The sequence below is a fragment of the Planctomicrobium mucosum genome, from assembly GCF_051466335.1.
GTDB lineage: Bacteria > Planctomycetota > Planctomycetia > Planctomycetales > Planctomycetaceae > Planctomicrobium.
On record NZ_CP195793.1, the window covers coordinates 652108 to 677778 of the forward strand.

19 protein-coding genes and 1 tRNA gene are annotated in these 25671 nt (G+C 52.4%); 9 read left to right on the forward strand and 11 right to left on the reverse strand.

Annotation, left to right across the window (positions count from 1 at the left end):
* Nucleotides 1-129: 129 nt before the first annotated feature.
* The 4 genes from SH668x_RS02770 to SH668x_RS02785 all read right to left on the reverse strand — a co-directional run bounded on the left by SH668x_RS02770 (nt 130) and on the right by SH668x_RS02785 (nt 5353).
* Nucleotides 130-203 (reverse strand) — tRNA-Met (locus SH668x_RS02770).
* 180 nt (nt 204-383) lie between these two features.
* Entirely contained in the window at nt 384-3026 is a 2643-nt protein-coding gene (gene mutS, locus SH668x_RS02775) for a DNA mismatch repair protein MutS (protein WP_437188507.1), read from the reverse strand.
* Nucleotides 3027-3491: 465 nt separating this feature from the next.
* A complete protein-coding gene (gene pyrE / locus SH668x_RS02780; RefSeq protein WP_437187171.1) occupies nt 3492-4070 on the reverse strand; it encodes an orotate phosphoribosyltransferase in 579 nt (192 codons plus the stop codon).
* Nucleotides 4071-4129: 59 nt separating this feature from the next.
* On the reverse strand, nt 4130-5353 hold the full coding sequence (locus SH668x_RS02785; protein WP_437187172.1) for a hypothetical protein: 1224 nt from the start codon (nt 5351-5353) through the stop codon (nt 4130-4132).
* Between the two features lie 95 nt (nt 5354-5448).
* Here SH668x_RS02785 and gmk point away from each other — a divergent pair, with 95 nt between their 5' ends.
* The gene (gmk, locus tag SH668x_RS02790; protein WP_437187173.1) at nt 5449-6051 is read left to right on the forward strand and encodes a guanylate kinase; all 603 of its coding nucleotides are present in this window, start codon (nt 5449-5451) and stop codon (nt 6049-6051) included.
* Nucleotides 6041-6307: a DNA-directed RNA polymerase subunit omega gene (locus tag SH668x_RS02795; RefSeq protein WP_437187174.1), complete on the forward strand. Its 267-nt coding sequence runs from the start codon at nt 6041-6043 to the stop codon at nt 6305-6307. Before gmk ends, SH668x_RS02795 begins: the two co-directional genes overlap by 11 nt.
* Before the next feature lie 383 nt (nt 6308-6690).
* Here SH668x_RS02795 and SH668x_RS02800 read toward each other — a convergent pair whose 3' ends face one another.
* Nucleotides 6691-8241 (reverse strand): MFS transporter, encoded by a 1551-nt coding sequence (locus SH668x_RS02800; protein ID WP_437187175.1) that lies wholly within the window; start codon nt 8239-8241, stop codon nt 6691-6693.
* Nucleotides 8242-8560: 319 nt separating this feature from the next.
* On the opposite strand from SH668x_RS02800, the gene SH668x_RS02805 reads away from it, so the two are divergent.
* On the forward strand, nt 8561-10099 hold the full coding sequence (locus SH668x_RS02805) for a YifB family Mg chelatase-like AAA ATPase (RefSeq protein ID WP_437187176.1): 1539 nt from the start codon (nt 8561-8563) through the stop codon (nt 10097-10099).
* Here SH668x_RS02805 and SH668x_RS02810 read toward each other — a convergent pair.
* The 4 genes from SH668x_RS02810 to aroC all read right to left on the reverse strand — a co-directional run bounded on the left by SH668x_RS02810 (nt 10082) and on the right by aroC (nt 14960).
* A complete protein-coding gene (locus SH668x_RS02810) occupies nt 10082-10570 on the reverse strand; it encodes a thiol-disulfide oxidoreductase DCC family protein (RefSeq protein WP_437187177.1) in 489 nt (162 codons plus the stop codon). The genes SH668x_RS02805 and SH668x_RS02810 overlap by 18 nt on opposite strands.
* A 101-nt stretch (nt 10571-10671) precedes the next feature.
* Nucleotides 10672-11307, reverse strand: a complete 636-nt coding sequence (locus tag SH668x_RS02815) for a sigma-70 family RNA polymerase sigma factor (RefSeq protein ID WP_437187178.1) — start codon at nt 11305-11307, stop codon at nt 10672-10674.
* 169 nt (nt 11308-11476) lie between these two features.
* On the reverse strand, nt 11477-13825 hold the full coding sequence (locus SH668x_RS02820; protein ID WP_437187179.1) for an ArnT family glycosyltransferase: 2349 nt from the start codon (nt 13823-13825) through the stop codon (nt 11477-11479).
* 16 nt (nt 13826-13841) lie between these two features.
* Nucleotides 13842-14960 (reverse strand): chorismate synthase, encoded by a 1119-nt coding sequence (gene aroC, locus SH668x_RS02825; RefSeq protein WP_437187180.1) that lies wholly within the window; start codon nt 14958-14960, stop codon nt 13842-13844.
* A 272-nt stretch (nt 14961-15232) separates the two neighbouring features.
* Between aroC and SH668x_RS02830 the strand changes: the two genes are divergently transcribed.
* The gene (locus tag SH668x_RS02830) at nt 15233-16402 is read left to right on the forward strand and encodes a PmoA family protein (protein WP_437187181.1); all 1170 of its coding nucleotides are present in this window, start codon (nt 15233-15235) and stop codon (nt 16400-16402) included.
* A gap of 104 nt (nt 16403-16506) precedes the next feature.
* Here the strand turns inward: SH668x_RS02830 and SH668x_RS02835 are convergent, their stop codons facing one another.
* Nucleotides 16507-18555 (reverse strand): TolC family protein, encoded by a 2049-nt coding sequence (locus SH668x_RS02835; protein ID WP_437187182.1) that lies wholly within the window; start codon nt 18553-18555, stop codon nt 16507-16509.
* 661 nt (nt 18556-19216) lie between these two features.
* On the opposite strand from SH668x_RS02835, the gene SH668x_RS02840 reads away from it, so the two are divergent.
* The gene (locus SH668x_RS02840; protein WP_437187183.1) at nt 19217-19900 is read left to right on the forward strand and encodes a cytidylyltransferase domain-containing protein; all 684 of its coding nucleotides are present in this window, start codon (nt 19217-19219) and stop codon (nt 19898-19900) included.
* A 23-nt stretch (nt 19901-19923) separates the two neighbouring features.
* On the opposite strand, the gene SH668x_RS02845 is transcribed toward SH668x_RS02840, so the two are convergent.
* Nucleotides 19924-20733, reverse strand: coding sequence for an IS5 family transposase (locus SH668x_RS02845; protein ID WP_437186802.1), 810 nt, complete (start codon nt 20731-20733; stop codon nt 19924-19926).
* A 678-nt stretch (nt 20734-21411) separates the two neighbouring features.
* Here SH668x_RS02845 and SH668x_RS02850 point away from each other — a divergent pair.
* The 4 genes from SH668x_RS02850 to SH668x_RS02865 all read left to right on the forward strand — a co-directional run bounded on the left by SH668x_RS02850 (nt 21412) and on the right by SH668x_RS02865 (nt 25636).
* The gene (locus tag SH668x_RS02850; protein ID WP_437187184.1) at nt 21412-22197 is read left to right on the forward strand and encodes an inositol monophosphatase family protein; all 786 of its coding nucleotides are present in this window, start codon (nt 21412-21414) and stop codon (nt 22195-22197) included.
* 18 nt (nt 22198-22215) lie between these two features.
* Nucleotides 22216-23022, forward strand: coding sequence for an NAD(P)-dependent oxidoreductase (locus tag SH668x_RS02855; RefSeq protein WP_437187185.1), 807 nt, complete (start codon nt 22216-22218; stop codon nt 23020-23022).
* Complete coding sequence (locus SH668x_RS02860) at nt 23009-24034, forward strand: Gfo/Idh/MocA family protein (RefSeq protein ID WP_437187186.1); 1026 nt, start codon at nt 23009-23011, stop codon at nt 24032-24034. The genes SH668x_RS02855 and SH668x_RS02860 overlap by 14 nt, the downstream gene beginning before the upstream one ends.
* A 108-nt stretch (nt 24035-24142) precedes the next feature.
* Complete coding sequence (locus tag SH668x_RS02865) at nt 24143-25636, forward strand: hypothetical protein (protein ID WP_437187187.1); 1494 nt, start codon at nt 24143-24145, stop codon at nt 25634-25636.
* Nucleotides 25637-25671: the final 35 nt, after the last annotated feature.

Here is a 25671-nt window from a genome sequence, read left to right on the forward strand (position 1 = left end):
GATTTTCCCGGGTGAAGCGGTTACGGCAGAATGGTGCCGGAAGATGAAGCTGGAAATAAAGAAAGCCGAGACAAAAGTGTCTCGGCTTTGGATTCATGCGCGGATCAAAGAATAGACCGTCACATTAAGTGGCGGGGGCCGGATTCGAACCGACGACCTCGAGGTTATGAGCCTCGCGAGCTACCGGGCTGCTCCACCCCGCGTCATGAGATTCCCATGGTATCGAAGGATTGAAAATTGTCGACCCACTTTTTCGACGGAATTTTCGGCATCAAACGGGACTGATCGGTGAGGCCGTACAGCACTGAAAATCGCTTCGACTGCTACTTCTAACGTTGGAGAGTCCAACGTCTCGATGTGGAATGCCCTCAGAGCGTCGGCGACTACGGTTTGAGTTGTCCCTTGATGGTATGCAGCTTCTGGAGAGCAGCGAGCGGAGTCAATTCGTCGATGTTCAAGCTGCGCAGCTCGCCGAGTAGTGGATGTTCCGGTTCTTCGAAGAGGTTGAGCTGGCGTGAGTTCTTCTGCTTGCGTTCAGGGATCGTCACTTTGCCCACTTCGTCGTGATGATCGGATTCGAGAGTTTCGAGAATGACTCCCGCTCTGGCAATGACTTCTTTCGGAACCCCAGCAATTCGGGCAACATGAATTCCGTAGCTGCGGTCTGCGGCGCCGGGAATAATCTTGTGCAAGAAGACGACGTCTCCATTCTGCTCGTGGACCGCCACGTTCCAGTTGCAGACGCGTTTGAGAGTTTGCGGGAGTTCTGTCAGTTCGTGGTAATGGGTCGCGAACAGGGTTCTGCAACCGGACTTGTCGTGCAGATATTCTGTGATTGCCCAGGCGAGCGAAATTCCGTCGTACGTACTGGTTCCCCGACCGATTTCATCCAGTATGACGAGGCTGCGACTGGTCGCGGAATTCAGAATTCTCGCGGTTTCTGTCATCTCGACCATGAAGGTCGATTGTCCTTTACCAAGTTCATCGCTGGCGCCGACGCGTGCGAAAATACGGTCTGCGATGCCGATTGTCGCGGATTCAGCAGGGAGGAACGATCCCATCTGAGCCAGAATTGTGAGCAGCGCTGCCTGTCGAATGTAGGTACTCTTACCCGCCATGTTCGGACCGGTGATGAGGGCCATTACGGGTGGCGCACTCGACTGATTTTCTGACATCGAGACGCCAAGAATCACGTCGTTGGGAACGAATTCCCCGGATGGCTTCATGCGATCCAGAACAGGATGGCGTCCATTGCGGATGTTCAGGACCGGCTCATCCACAATCTGTGGTCGACAATAATTCGCGCTCACTGCAAGGGTGGCCAGGCTCGCGAGCACGTCCAACGTCGAGAGGACTTCCGCTGTCTGCTGAAGCTGTCGACAGTTTTCAGCCACATTGGCTCGCAGCGTGATGAAGAGTTCTTGTTCGAGGGCTTTAGACTGGTCCTCCGCGCGAAGAACTCGCTCTTCGTACTCCTTAAGCTGCGGAGTTATAAAACGTTCTTGGTTCTTCAGAGTCTGCTTGCGGATGTAGTCTTCCGGAACCTTGTGCATCTGAGCAGCGGTCACTTCGAGGTAATACCCGAAAACTTTATTGTAGCCGACCTTCAGTGTGGAGATTCCCGTACGTTCCATCTCCTTCGTCTGGTATTCAGCAATCCATTTTTTTCCGCCGCGTGCCAGATCTCGCAGCTCATCAAGTTCCGAATTCCAGCCTGGACGGATGATGTTGCCGTCCGTCAATGAAAGTGGCGGTTCATCACTGAGTTGCTGTTCGATGTCCTGTCGAACGTCCGCGCAAAGCTCTAGTCGGGCCTCTAGCATGGAAAGCAGATTTGAAGATCGCGCTGTCAGTTTGGCTTTCAGTGCAGGGAGAATGGCCAGAGTCTGCGCCAATGCCGAGAGATCGCGAGGAGTCGCCCGAAACGTAGCGACTCGAGCGGACAACCGTTGCAGGTCGTACGCTTCTTTGAGCAGGTCGCGAATGTCGCGACAGAGTTTGTTGTCGCGAACCAGTTCTTCCACAGCATCCAGCCGCCGTTCGATGGCGGAACGATCGGTCAGTGGATTCGAAAGCCAGTCTGTCAGAAGACGGGCCCCCATCGGAGTGCATGTTTCGTCCAGAATGCTGATGAGAGATCCGTCACGCTGCGCTTCGCGCTGGGTGCGAACAAGTTCGAGACTGCGACGAGTTGTTTCGTCGATCAATAAGCTTGAACCGCGCCGATAGGGTTCGAGTTTGGCAATGTGGCCCAGTGCGGAGCGTTGGGTTTCCTGAACATACTCCAGCAATGCGCCCGCTGCCGTGACGCATGCAGACTCATCATCTGTCAGGTCGAAACCTTCGAGCGTTTTCGTCTCGAAATGTTTGAGGAGGACTTCGCGACAGTGTTGTGCTGCGAACGACCAAGCAGGACGTTCGGTCACAATCGTTCCGTCCAGCTCCATCACGGTCGTGAAGATGGGCTGCGATCTTGCAGAATCGGGCATCAGGCATTCAGCAGGGCGAACACGTGCCAGTTCGTCCATGAATTCCGACTGCGGTCCAAATGGCCCAGTCTGGTCCCCGCTGGAAACTTCCATGCACTGAAATGTCCCCGTGGAGAGTTCCAGCCATGCAATTCCAATGCGATCCTTGATCGGGCAAACCGCTGCCAGAAAGTTGTTCTCTTTGGGATTCAGTAATCCTTCGTCCGTCAGAGTCCCCGGAGTCACAATGCGAGTGACTTCCCGTCGAACCATTCCTTTCGCGGTTTTAGGGTCTTCGACTTGATCGCAGATCGCAGCTCGATGGCCCGCTGCGATCAGTTTGCGAAGATACCCCTCGAGCGCATGAAACGGAAAGCCCGCCATTGGGACAGGATTACTCGACCCTTTATCCCGGCTGGTGAGTGTCAGTCCCAGAATCTTGGCAGCGATTTGAGCGTCTTCGTGGAACAGCTCGTAAAAGTCCCCCATGCGAAACAGCAGGATCGTTCCCGGCGTCTCTGCTTTGACCTCCAGATACCGTTGCATCATGGGAGTCAATTTTGCGTCGGAAGCAGACATCGTGCAGAGACTTCAGGGTAAGAGGGACAGCTGAACTGAAAGGGACTGGAACGCAGAGGGCGGTGATCGTTGCAAGAACTGCTTTAGTGCGAAGCGTCGTTCGAGTCTTGGTAGTGTGGGCTCAATTTTGAAAAGTGAATCAGCCAGTACACTGCCGCCACAAACACACCACCGATTAGGGTCGCTGCAGCCCAAATCGCTGGACCGACAAATACATTTCCCGGTCCCCCATACTCAGCTCGTTTGCTCGCAGCTTGATACACACCGATGCAGAAAGCGATCTGAATAATGAAGAGGCAAATGCTGGTAGAAATTGAAGTGACTAGCGAAAACAAACTGAATATGAACAGGTCGGGGCTACCCACGACGATTCCTCCTAGGAGCGGGAAGAGAGTCATTTCGCGTTCTGTTCGTTAAGGTGAATGGCAGTGAGGCAATGTCGCACTATTCCGCGAGCACGGGTGGAGTGATTCCAAAATCTTCAATTGTGAGCAGCGACTGGAATGGAATGTTGCGGGCAGCAAAATTCTTCGCACCCCCTTCCATGCGGTCGATAATCGCGAGAACCTGAATCACTTTGCATCCGAATTCTTCGACGCGATCAACTGCGAGTAGAGAGCTCCCGCCAGTGGTGACGACGTCTTCGACGATGGCAACCTTCATCCCGGGCTGAAGCGGACCTTCAACGAATTTGTTGGTGCCGTGCCCTTTGGATTCTTTTCGAACGAGGAATCCGAGGAGATCGCGGCTCTTGTCAGCAGCAGCCGAGAGGACGCCAGCCACAATCGGATCGGCACCAATTGACATTCCGCCGACAGCGTCAATTTCACCGGAGTCGAGCAGTTCCAGCAAACCTTCGCTGACCAGTTTCAGCCCGCGGGCGTGGAGAGTGATCTGCTTTCCATCCAGGTAATACGTCGCCTTTTTGCCAGAGGCGAGGGTGAAGTCACCGAATTTAAGCGCACGCTCACGGAACAGGTCGCACAAAGTTGCTTTATCGTACATGGTTCGAATCTCGTTCATCTGGGTGTCAATTGCGGCTTCATGCTAACGCGTTCGAAGCGAATTGGAAGTGGTCGATTTCAGGGAGAAGGCTCTTCGATTTTTCGATTTTGGGCGGGATATAAATCGATGTGCATGCCATCAATCTGGTAGGCAAGCCCTAGTTGTTCGCAGGCAGTCGTTAACAGATCGTCGATTGAAGCCTTTGAGAGTTCCAGCGAGATCGCTTGATTGAGATCAATGTTTGCCTCTTTGGTGAGGGCCTCGTGTCGATCGAATTCGATTCCTTGTTCGGAAAGTTTGTCGATCAGTTCCGAGAAAGGGCGGTTGACGATTTTGATGGTGAATTGTCGTTTGGAAAGGGCGGTGTCGATGAGAGATCCGGTCACTTTGCGCGCAGGACGATTTCCCAATTCGATCGCGAGTTGGTCGTGGTGGTCGAGAGTCGTTGTGACTTTCACTCGATCGCTCAAAGCGGAGAATTTCGCATCTGGGATTTGTTTCTGAATCAGGTCAAGGACTTCCTGTTTCTTCTTTCCTCTGTAAGCGTGTTCCTGCTCGATTCGCGGACCTAAGGTCTGCGGGACAATTCTGAGCTTCTCGCCGTTCACCCATTCAAATTCCAGGTCGTATTGTGAGAGAAGGATGAGCAGCCTTGTTGCTAAACTTCCACTGGTGACGCTTCCTGCTGCCACGAGGTCGTGCGGAATCGCTTCCGGGTTCTCAATAGTGACGCGATCTCTCGCTGCTGTACCGCTGAGGATTTCACGAGGGGAATCGAGATCATTCCATCTGAGTGAAGTGCGCGACAGGAGTTCTGCTTGCCGAGTAGCGGGGATCTTCTTGTTTTTTCGAAGCTCCTGCTCTGCGAGTGCAATTCGTGTTCGAATCTCAGCTGCATTATCAGGTGTGGTGACAAACAGGGTGTCGCCGGTTGTAACTACTTCGGCGGGAACGGGTTTCAGTAGTTCATTCAGTCCTGTGTCGAGGAATTCCGACTGGATATTGGAACTAATCAGAAATTGAGGGTCGATTCGTCTGTCAAGCAGAATAGCGACGTTTCGATCCTTGGAGATCGACTGCAGCAACGCTCGTAAAGGAGTGAAATCTCGGCTGAGGAGGAGCGGTCGATTGATCACCTTGGCGAATTCGACTCCGGCCCGGAAATTCACAGGTGGGGCAGAGAATGCTGACCACGTCAGGGTCAATACGACGAGAATAGTGCACGCGAGTGGCACCGGTCCGACAGGATCCGAGAGGTACCGAATGAGCTTCGACAACGGGTGTGGATTCGTACTGGTCAAGGTTCGACGACTCCCTGCCGCTTGGAATGTGATCTGCGAAACGGTACAGTTTCCGGAATTCTCACAGCCTATCCCGTTGAGCCGTTCTGAAACAAATGTCTGACGAAAGTTCAGCCGACATCCCCCGAATCCTGATTCTCTCTGGCCCCGCTGGTGCTGGGAAGACGTCGATTGTCAAAAAACTGATGGAAGCCTGTCCGGTTCCACTGGAAATGTCAGTTTCCGCGACAACCCGTCCTCCGCGTCCTAACGAAGTCGACGGGAAGGATTACTACTTCCTCGCTCGAGAAGAGTTTGAGACTCGCCGGACAAAGGGCGATTTCATTGAATGGGCGGAAGTCCATCGCAGCGGACACCTTTACGGCACGCTCGGTTCTGAAGTCGAACGAATTCAGAATGCCCAAAAGTGGGTGCTGCTGGAAATCGACGTCGAAGGGGCGCTCAGCGTCATGGACTTGTATCCAGATGCACTCTCCGTTTTTCTGCAAACTCCTTCCATTGAAGAATATGAGTCACGATTGCGGAGTCGGGGGACTGAATCGGAGGAAGTGATTCAGCGTAGGTTGCGGACTGCACGGGAAGAGCTACAATACGCAGTTCGCTATCAACACCGGGTGATCAACGATGATCTCGACCGCGCTGTCGATTCTATTCGGCAATTGCTCGCGTCGAGGGAGGCTGAACTGCATGCTCAATGAGCTGAAAGAAGACTCACTTGCCAAGAAAGTCGGCGGACGGTTCAAACTGTCTACGCTGATTCAGAAGCGGCTTGTCCAATTGAACCGAGGATCGCCACCACTGGTCGAGACTCAGGGCAAGCCTTCGATGGCAACAGTGATCGAAGAGATTCTGACAGATAAGATTTATCTGGATGCGAGTCAGAATGTCGTCATTGCCAAAGACGATGCTCCAGATTTGAATCGCTTGATGGAAGACGGTCCAGATCTGGACTAATTTGAATCGGATTTAATGCCTTGTTGTGTAACTTGTTATGCAGCAAGGTGTTTTTTCTAGGGTGTGACTCAGGTGATGTTGTCCGAAAGGCATCGTTACTTTCGAGTCTTTTTTGCTGCGCGACTGGCTGCTTCAGTCATTTCTTATCGCAACGTCACTTTGATCATCAAATCGGTCTAACTCTGTCGATGACTTCGTCCTTCGAGACATGAAACTCTTTGGATGAACTGATCGTTGCTTCAACAGCAATCATGTTGTCCTTGTTCTTCATCGCAATCGTTTCACCGACGCGATTCGTTTCCACCGACAGATAGGCAGAAAAAGAGCCCGGAATTTGTCTTTCCGGGCTCTTTTTATTGCTCAAGTGGAATTGCTTACGGTTCCTATTCAGGCAGTTCCTGGCCACGAGTTTCGGGTAGGAACGGCAATACAACCAAGCCGAGTAGAAACACACATGACATCGTCACCCCTGCGTATCGAGCGGTGTCGATCGTAGAAGCGTTTGGGAACACTGAGATAAAGAACGCGGTGAGTTGAGCCTTGGCGATCGGTCCTAAAGCAGCGACGAAACGTCCGACGTTGTAGCAAAAACTCGTGCCCGTCGAGCGTAGGCGTGTGGGGAACAATTCCGGGAAATAGATCGCGTATCCAGCGAAGAGTGAGAGCTGGCAGAAGCCCATAATTGGAACCATCACCCAGATTTGCCAGAAGTCTTTGAGGAACCAGAAGACGCTCGCTGTGCTGAGAAAGGCTGCGAGGAAGGCCAGAGCAAACGTTGGACGTCGCCCGATGCGTTGCGAGAGGACTCCGAACCCAAACATTCCGCAGAAGGCACCGATGTTAATGGCGACGGAACTGTAGCTTTGGAATCGCGTTGCTCTTCCTTTGATCTTCTTCGAGATCGATTGATGCTCTTCCCGAGTCGCGTCATCGAATGACTGAATCGCTGTCGCGTCGTCATGAACTCCCTTCAGGTAGTTCAAGCGATCAACGCGAGCTTGGTCACCTGCGGACTTGGCAAGTTCAATTTGCTCAGCGTATATCGCAGGAGCGAGTCGAGGGGCCTGGACAATTCGGATGAGGTCGGGAGTGTAGAAGCCGACGCACCAGAGTCCGACGATTCCGGAGCACCCGAGCACAAGTCCTAGGAGAGCATGTTTGCGGAGCTTCGGATCTCTGAACAAATCAGAGTACGATCCCAAATGCTTCTTGGTTGCTTCGTCCGTGCTGGCTCGCTTCCACGTATCAGGTTCCTTGAGGCGGCGACGAATAAAAAGTGCGAGGAGTGCCGGGACGGCCCCGATCAGGAACATGATTCTCCAAGGGCTTTCAACGAGTCCCTGTTCCTCGGCAATCCCCAGACTGAGGTTAATCATCGCGGCGCTGATGTTGCCGACAGCAGAAAGTGCCTGGAGCAGACCCAGTGTGTAGGGTCTGGCTTTCGTGGGCATCGCTTCTGCTACGAGAGCCACACCGACCGCGAACTCTCCACCCACCCCCAATCCAGTGAGGAAGCGGTAAAGGCAGAAATCCCAGATTCCGACTGCGAACGAGCTGAGTCCAGTGAAAAGCGAGTAGAGGAGAATCGTGAGGACCATGGTTTTTGCACGGCCAAAACGGTCTCCCAGAATTCCGAAGAAGAGTCCTCCAGTTGCCCACCCCGCCATAAAGATGGCTGTTGCATAGTCTCCGGCCTTGATTCGGGCCTGTTGTACCTGCTTGAGGTCGGGGAAGGAGTCTTTGGGGATCAACTCTTCCATGACTGCTGGACGTGCCAAGACGAACAGTTGCTGGTCGAGGCAGTCAAAGAGCCAACCCAAGGCAGCGACAACGAAGACAAACCAGTGGTATCGCGATAGCTGTAGATACCACGGTCGCGGGTCACTGAGCGAGGAGTCCTTTGAGGTGGAAGAGCTTGAAGAGTCAATATGCATACTCGGCGTCCATCTTCAGTGTCACCTGTCCGCGTTGATCTCGCACATCCATCAGGCTGGTTGCATGAGATGAGGAATGATCATTGTGACCTTTGATCAGTAATTCGCAATTCGCTGCACCAAGAAATCGAGGAAATCAAAGAATCTCTAGATTGCTGTGATGTCTCGGGATATCTGTCTGATTGACGTACCATTCGCACCTCTGCTGAGTTGTGAATTTCGCCTCGTCCAATCAGAATAAATCGATGTGAACGTCGGTTCAGATTGAACTGGATGTTGCGGGCCCACTATCAGCTTTGAAATTTGGATGCAGCACTTCATGCTTGCCAAACTTCTGACCTATTCGTTGTTTGGAATTGATGCGAGACCAGTAGCTGCCGAGGTGGATATCTCGCCCGCAGCGATGCCGAAAACCATCTTGGTCGGGCTCGCTGAAGCAGCGGTGAAGGAGAGCGTGCATCGCATTGAACGGGCCTTGGTCAATAGCGGGTATACGCGCCCGATTGATCGCATCGTGATCAATCTTTCGCCCGCCGATTTCCCCAAGGAGGCTGCCTCTTTTGATCTCCCGATTGCAATCGGAATTCTGGCTGCCAGCGGGCAATTGGTTTCTGATGCATTCGCCGACTATTCAGCTGTGGGTGAACTGGCGCTGGATGGAACCGTTCGTCCTGTTAAAGGGACGTTGTCCATGGCGTTGCAGGCACGAGCGGATGGTCGAAAAGGGTTGGTTGTCCCAGTTGAAAATGCCCGTGAGGCAGCGGTGGTGAACGGGATCGACATCATTCCAGTGGGAAGTCTGGCGGAGGCGGTCGGGTTCTTTTCGGGAGCCATCAACATCGATCCCGTCCCGTTTAGCTGGGAGGACACCGTCCGGGAACTGGGGAGCTATTCCATCGATTACTCGGATGTCAAAGGTCAGGAGATGGCGAAGCGGGCGGTGACGGTCGCCGCTGCGGGACGTCATCATCTCTTGATGATTGGAAGCCCCGGGACAGGAAAAACACTTTTGGCAAGTCGGTTAGGGACGATCATGCCCGAATTGACTGCAGAGGAGAGTGTTGAGACAACGCGGATCTACAGTGCTGTTGGTCGACTGGCAGTGGGTGAGTCGTTGTTGCTGACCCGCCCGTTTCGCTCCCCGCATCATACGATCAGTGAAGCGGGATTAGTGGGAGGAGGAACAACGCCGACTCCCGGTGAAATCAGTCTGGCGCACAACGGCATTCTCTTTCTCGACGAGTTGCCAGAGTTCAACCGGAAAACTCTCGAAGTGTTGCGTCAGCCATTGGAAGAGAGTCGAGTGACAATCTCCCGAGCAATCGGAAGTATGACCTTTCCGGCCAGTCTGATGCTTGTCGCTGCCATGAACCCTTGCCCGTGCGGGTTTCGGGGAGATCCGAAAAGGAGTTGCAACTGTTCACCGATGCACATTGAGCGGTACATGGCAAAGATCTCTGGGCCGTTGCTCGATCGAATTGATATTCACATCGAGGTTCCTCCGGTCCCATTTCGGGAGTTGTCGAATGAAGCGAACGGTACGGACAGTCGGTCGATCCGTGAACAAGTGGTGCAGGCTCGTGAGGTTCAGCGAGAACGATTCAAGGGTCAGAATGTCAGTCTGAATGGAACGATGGTTCCCAGGCAGATCCGCAAGTACTGCAAGTTGGCCAAAGAAGCAGAGGGGTTATTGCGAGTTGCGATGGAAGATATGGGGTTATCTGCCCGCGCCCATGACAAGATCCTTCGTGTCAGTCGCACAATTGCAGACCTCGACGGAGCGGAAACGATCGATGTTCCCCATTTGACAGAGGCAATCAATTATCGGGCACTCGATCGGTCATACTGGAGGACATGAAGAATCCTGGGGCGCTCCGGAGTCTGATGGCGGCACGTCTTCTTGGGTTGAGCACGACTCTTTCGAACAGCGGCCAGTCAGACGGAGGCGGTTCCTCGCGAAGAGTCCATAGCTTTTGTCCAGAAATTGTCGGATGCCGGGTAATCGCGTCGGTGCCATCGCCCAGCCGAAGCCGAGGATGGTGTAGACTCGACGAAAGACGTCGACTCCGGAGATGATTTTTCCATCCGGCAGGCGTCCATGGATTTCCGCCATTAGCTGCTCGAGGGAGTATCCGGTTGAACTGGCGTCAAAGCCCGGGGTAGAGATATCCGTCAGTTTGACGCGGCGGAGTCGATCCATTCGATTGATCATCGCTGCTTCGCGTTGGCAGAGTGGGCAGGCTCCGTCGATAAAGATTTCCAAGTCCTTCCCGTAGGGAAGTTTTTGGAGCGGTGCGGGAGAGGTTGGCTCTTGAACGAACTTCACCATGCTGGGACTCCTCAAAATCGTGAAGCGGCTCGCTATATTGATCTTAAGTGGTGATGACACGGTGTAGAGAGCGAAAACTCCGACAATCCGAAAAGACCGTGCTATTCGACCTCTGTGACGGTCAGAATTCCCTTCAGTCGACGGATCGCGCGCAAGTAGCGCATTCCAGCTGCCGCTTCGGAAAGGTTCAGAGTCGTTGCCACTTCGCCGTTACCGAGGTGCTCGATGTGACGCATCACAATGATCTCGCGATCCTGGTCCGCAAGCTTATCGAGGGCATCGACGAATCGCTGCTCAAGCTCTTTTCGAATGGACGCTGCTGCAGGAGTGATTTCATCATCGGGAAGTTGTGCGACGAGATCCAATGAGGATTGGTCGCCGAACTTCATTTGCGACGGTTGTTCGCGGTCGACAGTTCGCCGTTGTGCATGGTGCCGCCGATGGAGGTCGATCATCCGATCCTGCGCGAGTTGACGTAGCCAGAGATGGAACGGAATACGTGGGTCGTTGATGTAATCCTGAAGGCGTTTGTTCGCTTCGATGAGCACGTCCTGAACGACGTCGCTGGCATCGACTCGGCTGGAAATGCGTCGATCGAGTCGGAAGTGGACGAGCTTGCGCAACGCGTCACGATGTCGTTCGAGGAGAGCATTCCGCGCTTTCTCGCTCCCCTCTGCTGCAGCCAGCACAAGTTTCTGGGTCTTGTCGTGTTCAGGCCAGATCGAATTGTCGGACATTGCGAGAACATTCCTCAACTGCAAGGCGAAAGTAGAGGGAACTGCAGTAGTTGTGGGCGACCGATCCTTGAGGCTCTTTGTTGAACTCGAGAATGACTATCTCGAACTCATTGATTCTATCTATTCATTTTCAGCCGGAAGAAGAATTTTGTTCTGCAATGGAGGGAAATCAATCATCTTTAATGCGAAAACACTGATATTGCAGCATCGCCCGCTTGCCTTGATAGACCACTTCCAGCTCTGGAATGTTCTTTTGAATGTGACTCGTCCAGCTCTTGTCAATGTCCTCCCAGGAGCGAAGCGTGATCGTTTCCGGAATCGCAACTACTTCCAGAATTCCGGCGTCGATGAGGGATTTGATTCTCTCGGGTGTTACAAAGTCAGTGTAACCATATGTGGTTCGGTATCTTAAGATTTCGTTCCAGTTGACAAACAGGTGAGTAATTTTCTCCGATCGGAGTTTTTCCAGAATTTGCTCCGGAGAGTGCATTTTCCAAGTCCCATCGGATTCTAGATCTGACGTCCAGATTTCCAACAAGTTTTTGTCGAAGACTGTGTTGTATGCGTATGGGAACTTTGCATCGAACAGTTCTGCTTCGCCGACAAATAGAACTTTGGAGTTTTCTGGAAGATTCAGCCATTCGACGATTTTTACGGACTGGGTTTTTGTATCCGCTTCAGCTTTGGCGTAGGTCAAAAAGTAGGCGTTGTATCCGCACAAGCCAGATGAGATGAATCCAAAGTTGTAGAAGATGGCCCCTGCGATCAAGGCTGCGGGGAGCAAGCGAAGGACCGGGGACGGGCTCTCTTCGTCGAACACCTCTTGCTGCGTCGAAGTCCGTTTCTTGTTCGAAGACAGTTTCCGATTCGTATCGGTTTGAGAAGAAATCCTCAGCACTGCAGCGATTCCGATTCCTGCGAGTACCGCCATCACCGAATTCATGGGGACCCAGAAACGATCGAGACGGTGGGTCAGCACATACCAGCACGCAAATAGCACGATCGCGTAGCCAGCAATCGCAAAAGCCGATCGATTTCGGACCTTGAGGAAGGCGAGCGGAGCGAAGCCAAATAGAAGTGGTGACTGCCAGTCATTGCGATAGAAGACTCCAGCGAAGTCGCTCCAAGAACCGCGAAAGAGGCTCGCAGGATGAGCCGCCTGCCACTTTTTGTGCATCGCTTCGTTCCAGTCGATCCCCCCGAAGAGTCCGTAGAGCAGGGGATAGACGGGGTTTCCTGTTTCAAGCAGGTTTTTGGCCATCCAAGGACCAAATGCCACGACGACACCGATGCCGTATACAACCAGATGGGTGAGACTTGTTTTGAGTGACCGAGGCTTGCTGTTGAAATCAGAAACCAATACTGCGGCAGCAAAGGGAACTGCGACGAGTACCATTCCGGGATACTTGGTGCTCACTGCACTCCCAGCGAGAAGTCCAAGCACAAAGAGCAATCTGTTCCGTTTCTGAGATAAGATGCCGAGGTTTTGTTCTTCGTTCAGATTTGCCTTCCATTTGAGCCAGATCTGAAACGCGAGGACAGGCAGAATGACATAGCAGCAGAGAGCACCTTCCGTGTACGCGATAATGGAGATCCGGTATGTCCATGGAATCGTGATGTAAGACAGTGCTGCCAGCCAGCCTGCGATCGACCCAGCGACTCGCCGGGTGACGCAGAAAACACCCAATGTTGTCAGCGGTGCAAAGAACATGAGTACTGCCTGCCCCGCATAGGCTCCTCGTTGCCAGTCGCCTCGTATGACCATCCCCGTCAGCGAGAGCATTTCAGTGAGGAACGGGAAGCTGGTGTACACATCATGGGCAAGGAAGTGGACTTTCCCTGCCTGGAAGTATTCTTTAGGGCCACCGAGATGATATTCCTTCACATCGAAATCAGTCGGTGGCAACATCGAACCGAGGAGCATCGCACCGAGGAACGGTATGCCGACAAGTACGCAAATCCTCACCAACCATTTCGGAGCAGGTTCAGGCCATGTGTGGATGAAAGTTTGTTGCTTTTGTCGTCTGGATCGCAACGTGAGCCAGATCTCCCCGGCGATGAGAGCGATGAAGGTGAGTAAGTAGAACGGCTGGGAAAGCCAGCCAGCGAGTCCCGTTCCGAGAGCGAACAGAGACGTGGCCGCGAAGCCGATTCCGCCTGCAATCGCCAGTTCCTCTGTCCGGTCGAAGGAATTGTTCAGCTTCAATCCACGGAGAATCAGTCGGCCGAAAGCAAGTGATCCAATGACAATCAGCATTGCGACAGCGAGTACATCAATTCGCTCGATCAGATTGAAGATCGATGAATTTTTGTCCTGCGAGGGAGAGAGCAGGTTTTCGTACAGGTTTGGAAGCTCGAAAATCACATACAGCCGGTCGACTGTCTGTTTCGAGTTGGAAGCGTTTGGCAGTTCGGACGTGAAGAAAAGAACCCAGAAAAGCAATAGCCAGATCACGGCCAGCAAAGGGCCCAACCGTTGCAGTGGAGAATCGCTTCGGTGGAGCGGATCGGTTTTCATGAGGTTCGATTGTCTTTCAGTGTTGTTGGCCTCGCCAACGTAACCAGTGATCTGCAATCACAATGGCGACCATCGCTTCTGCCATTGGGATGAACCGCGGGAGCAGACAGGGGTCGTGTCGTCCTTTGGTGGAGATTGTCGCAGGATTACCTGCTTGGTCGACTGTGTCCTGTTCAATGGGCAAGCTGCTGGTTGGTTTGACGGCCGCACGCAGAATCAGGGGCATTCCGGAAGTGATTCCTCCGAGCATTCCACCGTGTCGATTTGTTTTTGTGATGATCTTGCGACCGTCGGATGGCTGATCTGTGCTTGTGAACACATCGTTGTGCTCACTCCCCTTCATTGTGACACAGCCGAAGCCGATACCGTACTCGACTCCGAGTACCGCGGGGAGGCTGAAGAGTGCTTTGGCAAGGTCAGCTTTGATCTTATCGAAGACAGGTTCACCGAGTCCGGCAGGAACTCCTGTCGCGACGATTGTGGCTGCTCCACCGATCGAGTCGCCCGCTTTGCGGCAGGAGTCGATCAGTTCGATCATTTTGCTGGCAGCGTCGTAGTCCGGACAGCGAACGATATTCGGTTCCCCATTGGGAAGAGTTTCGACCTGTTGCATCGAAACGTTCTCAGGTTGTGGAACCTCCGCTTGAATAGTACCGACTTGAGAGACGAAACCGATGACTTCGCCGCCGAAGGCTTGCGAGATCAGTTTCTTGGCGACCACACCGGCCGCGACGCGAACCGTAGTTTCACGAGCGCTCGATCGTCCGCCGCCACGATAATCCCGGAATCCATATTTGGCATCGAGCGTGTAGTCCGCGTGTCCCGGACGGTAGACGTTCTGAATATTGCCGTAGTCTTTGCTGCGCTGATCCTGATTCCGGATCAGAATGGCGAGGCTGGTTCCGGTCGTCCTGCCTTCGAAGACGCCCGACAGAATTTCGGGAAGATCATCTTCTTTCCGTTGCGTGACGATCTTGCTTTGACCCGGTTTTCTCCGATTCAGATCGACGAGGAGGTCGTCAACAGAAATGGGGATTCCCGAAGGGACGCCGTCAATAATGACGACATTTCCAGGGCCATGGCTTTCGCCGGCGGTTGTAATACGAAATGCTTGTCCAAATGAGTTTCCAGCCATGCCCGGATTATAGAGACCCGCGGAGGAAGGTTGAAGTTGACGACCCCTACGACTCGTGGAAGCGTGCATCGTTCTTAAATCGCCTTGGATTTTCCGCCTGGTGCAGAATGGATCCAGCGGATATCTCATCTTCGGTGTGGGTGCGATTGTGGCGATTGTGTCACTGGGGATGCCTTCGAGAGGCTGCTGTGAGAGTGGAGTTGGGTGTTGACGAAAGCCGTTGAGATCGGTTCAATGAGGATGTGATGTTTCGAGATATTTGAGGAGGTGAAATGAGAGTCTTCTTCTTGGTGTTCGCAGTCCTCGGCTTTTCGCTCTGTTCGATTTCACAGGGCGATGAGCGAATTTCATACGAACAAGGTGATCAGAGCGTCAAAATCCTCATTGGAGAGGACGTTTTTACGGTCTTTCATTACGGGACCGATCGGCGGAAGCCATTCTTTCTGCCAGTCACTGGTCCGGGCGGTTTTGATCTCCTTCGAAAAGAGCTTGAAGAAGCAGAAGCGGGTTCCATCTCTCGCAAAGTCGTGGTGGTTTCGGAACGGGTTGCATTGAAAGATGCAGCAGGTCGCCCAGCGGAATTGAAGTTCGGTGAGATTGTTGAAGTTTCCCAGATCGATGGGAATCAATTGAAGATCGTTGAGCCATCTGGGTGGCTTTCTCGATCGGATGTCGCTCCTCTGGGAGCAGTTGTCACCCGCTTGATCAGTGATGAAAAGAAATCCCCGACCGATCCTGTGACCGGAGATTCGTACGACCATCCACACCACAAAGGGATCTGGTTCAGCGTCGATGAAATTGACGGAATCCGCTATTGGATGGAAGGTGAACTTGTTCGTAGCCAAAGCGTGTTTGCAACCGAGCAGGACGGAAAGTCTGTGGTGCTGAAGCTGGAGAATCATTGGCTTGATCGAGAGGAAAAGCCTGTACTGATTGAAACGACCAAGGTCACCATCACTCCGGACCGGATGATCAGTTACGACGCGACGCTGACGGCAGCGAAGAATGACCTTCACATTGGAGACACGAAAGAGGGGCTCTTCGCAATTCGTCTCGCAGGAAGGATGTGCGAATCAAAAGGGGGCGGCCCGGTGACAACATCGAACGGTGTGACCGGAACACAAGATGCGTGGGGGAGGACTGCTGCGTGGATCAACTATGACGGTCCGGTCGATGGCAATGTGTTCGGCGTCACCATGATGGATGCTCCTGAGAATGCGTGGAAATCCCGTTATCATGTTCGCAACTACGGGCTGTTTTCAGTGAATCCGTTTGGCGATGCAGCGTACACATCAGAGTCGGGTTCGCCTCAACCAGCCCATTCCAGAACGCTGCAAAAGGGAGACTCTCTTCGCTTTCGTTATGGGCTTTGGGTGCACGGCCCAGATGTTAACGCCGAGAAGATTGAGTCGCAGTTCCAGTTGTTTGCCGAGTCGAAATGAGCAATAGACTTCGCAGCAGATTGGTAACCTGAAAAGACAAGCAGGGTGAGAGTTTTGGATTCTCTCAACCTGCTTGTCTTTCGATGATTCGCTTGTATTCAGTCTTAAGGACCGAACAAGGGAACGAGTGGATCTTCCAGCTTGATTGGATCCTGTGCGGGTGGAGCCTGTGCTGGTTCAGTGGGTACTGGATCGTTGCTTGACGTTGCTTCCGGATGAGTGAAGTACACACCGCCGACCGGTGAAGGGGACGCGAATGGCTCCGGGACCGTCTTCATAAGTCTCGACGTGTCGATTGCGTGTGCTCGGGCATCTGCTTGGTGTTTGGCGTCGCGATAGGCAGTCTGCTCCCAGCCACCTTCTGACATGTAAACAGAGTTGTGAGCCAGAATGGTTCCCTTGCGGAATTGCAGGTCGTTCAGCGACTTGTTGTATTGAACCAGGCTGTCGTAGTAGGCGACTTCCGCTTCAGCTTGTCGAAGCTGTGCTCGCAACAATTCATCGAGCAACATGACTCCCCCGCGGATGTTTGGTTCGAGAAATTTCACGTTCTCCCGAGCTGCGATCAAACGATTCATGTTCGTTTCAGCCGCTGCGTATGTTCGTGAGACCTCTTGAAACGCCACTGCTAATTCGTGGCTGATTTCTTTCTCTTGCTCGGCCAGCACCCGCTGCGATTTGGCGACGCGTAGTTCGTAGTTGCGTACTTGTGCCATCGCAGCCCGGAAACCGATCGCCCAATTGAAGTTCAAGCCGAGATTCCAGCCCGGTGTCTGACCTGCAGTCATGTTTTGAAAGTAGTTTCCGGTTGTTGGCTGGTTGTATCCGATGAGGTCGTCGCCGAATCCGTTGAGCTGATATCCCGAGACGAAGTTCAATTGTGGCTTGACCAGACTTCTGGCAGCATCCAGCTGGAGTTCCAAACTCTTAATGTTCCATTTTTGAGTGCGGAGCTCGACGCGCCGAGTCAATGCTTCTGTCAAGCTGGTGTACCAATCGGGAATCAGCTGCGCGGTTACGGGCTCGTCGAGCGGTCGCAGCGTCGATCCATCGTTGGCGCTCAGGCCAATCAATCGGCGCAAACGGATTTCGGTCGTGTAGATATTGGATCGAGCATTGATCGATGCCGCGTCGGTCATGAAGTACTGGTCTTGAGCTTGGGCGACTTCAGCTTTGGAACGGACTTCAGCTTCAAATTGCAGGTCGGCAATTCGCCAGGTCATAAGAGCTGATTCACGGGCGGTCACCGCCGTGTGGTAGGTTCGATACGCGTGGTAAAGATCCCAGTAGGCGTTCTCAATATCTCGTACTAAACCGTGAAGCTGGGTTTCGAATGTTGCGATGGAAATGTCTTCATTGATGCGAGCGATCAACACCCCCTGCGACACTCCGCTCACCCCTTGAAATCCTTGGCTGATCGGTCCAGCCACCCGGGTAAATTCAGTCCCGGCGCCTGCGAGCAATGGAAGCGAATAGCTGACTCCAGTCGCTCCAGCGTAAGAAGAGGGGTATCCAACGATCGGTGAGTTCGTTCCGAGATAGTTGATGTTCTCATAAAGAGTGATCTGGCCACCATTCGCCATCGTCTTCGAGAGTGCGGCCTGAAATGTCCCTGTCTCTTGAGTGATCACGGAGAACGGCGTGATCCCGAGATTGGAATTCTGGGTCAGACTGTTGCGCCCCCACACCATGCTGGAGTTGAGTTGTGCGTCGAACGCAGAAAGAGCCGCTTCAACACCGCGGTTGCCGAAGAGAACTCCAGACGCCTGAATTGCGGGGTCAAAAGCAGTCGGGGTGATGTTTGGATTGCTGAGTAGGCTATTCCCTGCCGTCAAAAACGCTCCTGCTGCGCGAATCACCTGGCTGTTTTGTAAACCGATCTGAATCGCGTCAGCGAGAGCGATTTCGCGAATCGGGATCTCGTCCGTATCCAGAATCGTCAGCGGCGGGGCAGTTTCAGTGACTTCACTTGGGAGCGGTTCATTGACTGTGGGGTAAGCAATGTCTGTTGCATGGGCGCGATACGCGGCACGTTTATCTTCACCGAGATACGTCACATCGTTTCGATCACGAACACACCCGGCCAGCAACATCGCTGTCATGGCTGTGATCGACGTGATCTTTTTCAAAATTTCGCAATTGCCCCTGCGCATCGAATGTCGCTCCTGGCGGCAAGATACCTTCAACACCTACAGGGACTATCGTCCTCCTGTGCGGCATTAGATGATCGATTCCTACAATCGCCAGGTTGGGTATTGCAGCAGCGTGTGTTGAAATTCATTTATTCTGCGCAGTCTTTTTATTTCATTTATTCTTTCTGCTCGTTGTTGTTTGATGCGCGTCGCGTCACTGGTTGGACGACGCTGGTGCGAATTGAATCGTGACGACGGACCAGCTGTTGTTTGGAGCTTCGACTGTGATTGCTGTTGCAAGATGAGGTTGGAAGCAGTCTTTTTTGCCGATTAATCAATTCGTGCATTGTTGTGAGTCGGTCACTCGGCTCAGTTCAAATCGCAACCAGATTTCTGAATGTCTAGTGCAATTAGTTTTTTGTTACTTCTGTCACACTAGTAGGTTGCATCTGAGTTGGTTTGTGGGTGATCTCGAAATTGGGAGATGGAAGTCGACGTTCGCTTGCCAGGGACGTTCTTTGATAAAATGTCGATGACGGTTTCTGATGCCAATTGAGCTTAACTTTGCAAAATCTGCAAAGTTATTGAGGACAAGGGCGTCTGAGCCGATGGCTGGGCTTTGCATTTGGTTAGAGCAACTCACGGTTATAAATTCACTGACACACTTAAGGCGTACGCGGCGATGGCTTCTGATCCAAAATTGATTGCGATGATTCCTGCTCGTTTAGGCAGCAAGCGATTGAAGCAAAAAAATCTTCGCGAAATTCAGGGGCGGTCGCTTGTCGAATTCGCTGTTGAACGCGCAATTCACTCTGGCGTTTTTGCAGAGGTGTGGGTGAATTCGGAGTCCGACGTGTTTGCCCCGAGTGCGGAGAAGCATGGCGCCAAGTTTCATCAGCGTCCGGAAGAACTCTCACGTGACGATGTGACGAGCGAAGACTTCGTCATGGAGTTTATCAACAAGCACGAATGCGATTACGTCGTTCAGGTTCACTCTATTACGCCGTTGCTGCAATCGAGTGAGATTCGTGAGTTCGCCGCCGTGCTTAAGGCGGGGAAATATAACACTCTTTTGAGTCATATCACGACGCCATTGCAGTCGTCGATGAATGATCAGCCTGTGAATTTTTCATACGAGCTGATGCCGATGACTCAAAACATCAGTCCAATTCAGATTATCACCTGGAGTATCACCGGTTGGAACGCTGCTGCCTATCGAGAGCGATATGAGTCCAAGAACTGCGCCACTTTCACTGCCCCAATTGGGTACTTCGAAGTGAAGAAATCGAGCGGATTAGTGGTGAAAACTGAGGAGGACTTCCAGTTGATCGAAGCAATTGCTCCGACAGTGAACGTATTTAACTAGAACCTGCAATGGACTAGAGCCTGTTATGAACTCTGGACGACGATCGGCGTGTATTTGAGCAGCAGTGTGACCATGGCCACCCAGTGCCATCCGGCCAAGACTTCTGCCAGTCGTTCGTAGTCACGTGCCAGCCTCCGTGATCGTCCTAGCCAGGCAAAGGTCCGCTCCACGACCCATCGACGTGGCAATAATACGAATCCTTTCTTGGCATAAGGGAGTTTCACGACGCGCAGTTCCACTCCCTGCTCAGCGGCAGCCTCTTCCGCGTTCTCGCCAGTATAACCTTGGTCCACATAGGCGACTTCAATGGCCTGATCAGTCGCCTCCTGCACAGCGACACATAAGTCGGAAACCTGGGCTCGCTCCTGTTCATTGGCTGGGGTCACTTTCAAGGCGAGAAGGTGCCCGAGCGTGTCAATGGCCACGTGAACCTTCGAGCCCTTCCGCCGTTTGCCGCCATCGTAACCGGCTCTGGCACCACTCTCGGGAGTGGATTGGATGACTCGCGCATCTAAGATCGTTGCTGAGGGGGGCTCATCGCGTCCCTGAGCCACGCGAGCCACTTCCCGCAGGTCATGAGCGATGTGCTCAAACACGCCAGCCTCCAGCCAACGGCGAGCCTGCTGATAGACCACGGGCCAAGGCGGGAACTCATGGGGCATGAACCGCCACTGCGCCCCGGTGCGTACCAGCCACCGCATGGCATTGAACACGGCTCGAAGGGAGTGAACCCGCTGCGGCGAGTCCTCTTTCACCAGCGCCAAATAGGGGGCTAAAAAGGCCCATTCGTCGTCCGTGACGTCACTGGGGTAAGGCATCCGGGGCTTGCTCATCCACGGAAACTACTTCAAAACCAACACTTAAGTCCATAACAGACTCTAGACGACGGTGAAACACCGAGTTTCTTGCGAATTTCAGGTTTGGCACGCCGTTTCGATGCTGTTGGAAGGCATCTTGCCAGCACACACAAACTCAAGATCGTGATCGAACGTTCAGAAATCGGGTTTTCTCGGCATTTCAGAGTTCATAACAGGCACTCGTGTCGCGGTGCCTGCTTACGCTGCTTGATTGTGATGTAATTTTGCAACATCAATATTGATGGTTGTTCGCAAGGGCTTTGTTAGTTTTTTGAAGAGCGTTTGAAGAGCGATTGTTTCTGATTGACATCGATCCTACGAGACCTTCCAATGAGAGCAGATCTGTTTTGGCCTCGTGTCACAGCGACTGACGAACTTAAGATGACAGGGGTTCTTTGTTTCTAATTTACGGGGTTTTGTTGGTTTCCGGTACCTTGAATTACTGGCGGAACCATGAATCCAGTGACTACGATGTCGGTGCAGGTGATATTTGATCTCCTGTGCCACACACACTCTGATTGCTGGATAGCGCCCAGTCTGGATCGAGTGAAACTTCCTACGTGAAGCACCGCAGAAAACCTTTGTTCAGCCGAGTTGTTCTGAATTCGGCTGGTTGGTGAAGTGCGGAGGCTCGGGTGAGGCAATTTCAAAATAATGAAGCAACTTGATTCCGGAGAGATTAGCCAATTTCTGCGATTAGCCACCAGAGCCGCCGAGAATGCGGGGAAATTGCTGCTCGAGCACCAAGGCCAATTCGAGGTACTTCGCTCAGAGGGGAAGGATCTCAAGTCGGCAGCTGATTTGGCTGCTGAAAACGCGATCTTTCAGGAATTGGATCCTACCGGAATCGTCGTCTTATCTGAGGAGACTCGCGCTGACGCGAACGCGATACTCAATGACCTCTGTTGGATTGTTGATCCACTCGACGGAACCCTGAATTACACGCGCGGGCTTCCGTTGTTTTGTGTGTCGATCGCTCTTTGGCGGAATGGTGCTCCCCTGCTGGGAGTGATTCACGATCCGATTACTTCGACAACGTATTCTGGAGTGGTTGGCTCAGGGGCGAGCGTCAACGGTCGTTCGCTGGCTGTGTCGGAAATCGCATCGCCTAGTCAAGCAATTCTTTGTACCGGTTTTCCTTCGGGAAGATCCTACAGTTCAGAGACGTTGCTTCCTTTTGTGGCGAGTGTTCAGCAGTTCAAAAAGGTTCGACTGCTTGGTTCAGCGGCATTGAGTCTAGCACATGTCGCAGCTGGTCATGTTGACGCCTATTGTGAAGACGACATCTGGTTATGGGATGTTGCGGCAGGTTTGGCGATCGTTCAGGCGGCTGGAGGAGAGATTCGCTTTGGCCCTTGGGGTAATGAGTTAAAGACCCGAGTTTATGCGACGAATGGGCAGCCAGGTATTACAAGTCTGTTCGTGACGTCTGGGAATTGAAAAGGGATCGAAATCGAGATGAAAGTGTGGTCCAATACAAATACCCTGGATGGGTATCTCGATGGTGTGGAATTCACCAAAGACAAGGCAGTCGCAGACGTTGCTCTCATCGGTGGAAAGCCGCTCGATCTTGTAGAATTCCCGGCTCTTAAAGGGATCTTTAAGACGGGTGTCGGAACAGACAACATTCCCTTTGAGGCAGCGAAGGCGCGAAATGTTGCCATTCGTCTTCCTTCCGCAGAGACCTCAGACTGGATTTTCGAAGAGACAGCGAATTTCGCTTGTTACCTGACTCTTCGCCTGATGTACGACTCAGCTGGTATTTTTGAAACTTGGACGAAGTTCCCTCGAACCAGCATTCGAAATCGAACTTTGCTGGTTGTCGGCGCTGGAAATATCGGTCGACGTGTCCGAGATAAGATGAGTGCGTTCTGCAATGTCATTACATATGACGCTGCGGTCGACCCGGCGAACGCGATGCAGGAACGATTTGCACAGGCGGATTTCATCTCGCTGCATGTTCCGCTGATCGAGCAGACGAAGTCATTGATCAATGCAGAAAAGCTGAGCTGGATGAAGCCAGGCGCAGCGATCATCAATACCGCCAGAGGCCCAGTCATTGATGAGCAAGCTTTGTTTGATTCACTCGTAAATGGGCACATTCGTGCAGCCATCGACGTTTACTGGAAAGAGCCGTACGAAGGAATTCTCAAGCAGATTCCATCCGATCGACTTTTAATGACGCCCCACATCGCAAGTACCTGTGATGAATTCTTGCAGGGATGTGCCAAAGATTTCCTGGAGTTCTGCAGTGAGTTCAAATAAATTCAAATGCGGTATCATTGGCTTTGGCAAGATGGGGCAGACCCGTGCTAAGGCGATTCATGAATCAGGCCACGGCGAGATTAAGAAGGTCTTCGATGTCAACCGTTTGCCCGACTGCGAATTTCCGTATGCCGACACGGAAGAAGAGATCATCAACGACCCGGAAATTGATGTTGTCTTCCTGTGTACTCCGAACTTCAGAATTCAGCCACTGACGATTGCTCTCCTTGAAGCAGGAAAGCATGTTTTCAGTGAGAAACCACCGGCCTTTAATGCTGCCGAAGTTGAAGAAGTCATCGAGGCTGAGAAGAAGTCCGGGAAGAAGCTGATGTACGGCTTCAATCATCGGCATCATGGTTCTATCAAACGCGCCAAGCAGATCGTGGACTCTGGCGAATATGGGCGAATTCTCTGGATGCGAGGCCGTTACGGAAAGAGCGTCGATCGAGACTTCTTCAAAGGTTGGCGTGCTGACAAAAATCTGGTCGGCGGCGGAATCTTCCTGGATCAGGGGATTCACATGCTCGACCTGTTCCTGCACTTTGCTGGTGACTTCCACGATGTTCAAGCGATGGTGTCTGACATCTACTGGAATGTTCCTGGGATAGAAGACAACGTTTTTGCCAATTTCCGTAATAACGAAACCGGCGTTGTGGCTTCGCTGCATTCCACGATGACACAGTGGCGTCATTTGTTCTCGCTGGAGATCTTCATGGAGAAGGGGCATATCGTCCTGAACGGCCTGAAGACCAGCAGTAATAGCTACGGCAACGAAGAAATGACGGTTGAAAGAAATCGTCATATCGGCCCAGCGATTGAATGGGGCGAAAAGCAGGTCTACTACTTCGAGAACGACACGTCTTGGCTGTCGGAAATTGCACACTTCTTCGACTGCGTTTCGAATGATCGTCCGATCCAGCAAGGCTGTTCGGAAGACGCGTTGCGTTTGATGAAGATTGTCGACCGAGTTTACGCTGAAGGAAATTGGTCGCGACAAAGTGGTGGAAATTAGCATTCCTGGCGGCATCGTGTTTGATCTGGAAATGAAACCGCTCCTGGGTTTGAAGTTGCCCATGAGCGGTCGCACACTAGGGCGTGCTCAAGTTCACGGGAGTAACGAATGAGATCGCTACTCGCGTTATGGAACTCTCCGACATTTACGACCTGGATGAACCTCTTTGTTCAGGCTGTCAATGTCCTCTTTATTATTCCATTGATTTGGAAGCAGTGGGGGGCGTTAGAGCTTGGTGTCTACATGATCATCACGTCGATTAACAGATTTAGTTATCTGTTCGCTGATCGGCTGGCGATTACCTTTTCGATGCTTGTTTCGTTTGTGGACGCAGGGTCGACCGATTTACGTCCTAAAGAGTTGCTTGAGAGCCGCGAATCGACTGTGGATTCGGATGAGAAGCCGGTTCGGGATTCCACGGTTTTCGGTCGTGTTTATTCGACTCTCGGCGTGCTGTTGTTGTGCATTTCGATCGTCGTTGGACTCGTTTCCAGCATTCTTGGATGGTTCTCGATACATCGCCTCGGAGAAAATTACGGTACCCTGCCTCGCGAGTGTGAGATTGCGTTCTGGCTTGGAATCATCGCAATTGTCTTTCGTTTGAATTTCTTTCGATACGAGATTCTGCTCACCGGTCTGAATAAGGTCGCTTTGCTCGCGAGATGGAATGCGATCTTTAATTTTGTGAGCGCGTCAGCGTGCGTTCTCGCTGTGATTGCGGGATTTAACATCGTTGTGTGGGCGTTGATCTTCAACGGGATGATTATCGCGAGTTGTGTGCGTAATTTGGTGCTTGCCAACACAACGACAAACGGTGAGATTCTGCGGTTCCCGCAGTTTCAGTTTCACCGGGAGGTGTTCGATGCGGTGTGGAGTCCCTTCTGGAGGGGACTGATCGGGCATGTTTCCTTTGTTGGCGCGGAACAGTTGGCAGTAACAGTTGCTCCTTTTTACTTGTCAGGTCTGAATGCGATTTCGTTTGGAGTCTACATTCGGTTCCTGTCGACGATGGGACCGATTGCTCAAGTTCCATTCACAAGTCAGATTCCTAGGATGGCGCGTCTGATTGCTCAGGGAAGTGTCGATCAGCTTCGTGCACTCGCGATCAAGCGAATCGCAATTGCAGGTTTTCTTGTGATTCTTGGTGGTTGGGCACTGGGGATGATGCTCCCTGTGCTGACAACAGTGCTGGCGAAAGACTTCGTGATGTTTTCGCCGCTCGCGTGGGGATTTTTGGTGTTTGTGATCTTTCAGGACCGCTTCCTGATTCTCTGCACTGCCACGATGGAGTCTGGGAATAAAGTTGTTTTGTACTGGAGTCGCTTCCTCTGCGTTCTCTGTAGTATCGCGATGTTTCCATTTGCTTGTGCTTACTTTTCCGTCTTTGGAGCAATTCTTGCGTTGTACATTCCTCGGGTCACTGTTGTGGCAGTGCGGCCGGTGATGTATGCAGCACAGTATTTGCAGATTTCCTGGGTTGATTTGATGACGAGGGCCTGGGCCCGTCCAATTATTCTTCACTTCGCGTTGTGGTTACTCGCGGTCTTGTTTGCGAATCCTGTCGCCAGCTTCGTGAAAGAGAGACTGTCGCAGTTTGTTTGAGCAACAGTTCATTGAGAGTGATGTCGTCGAGCTGT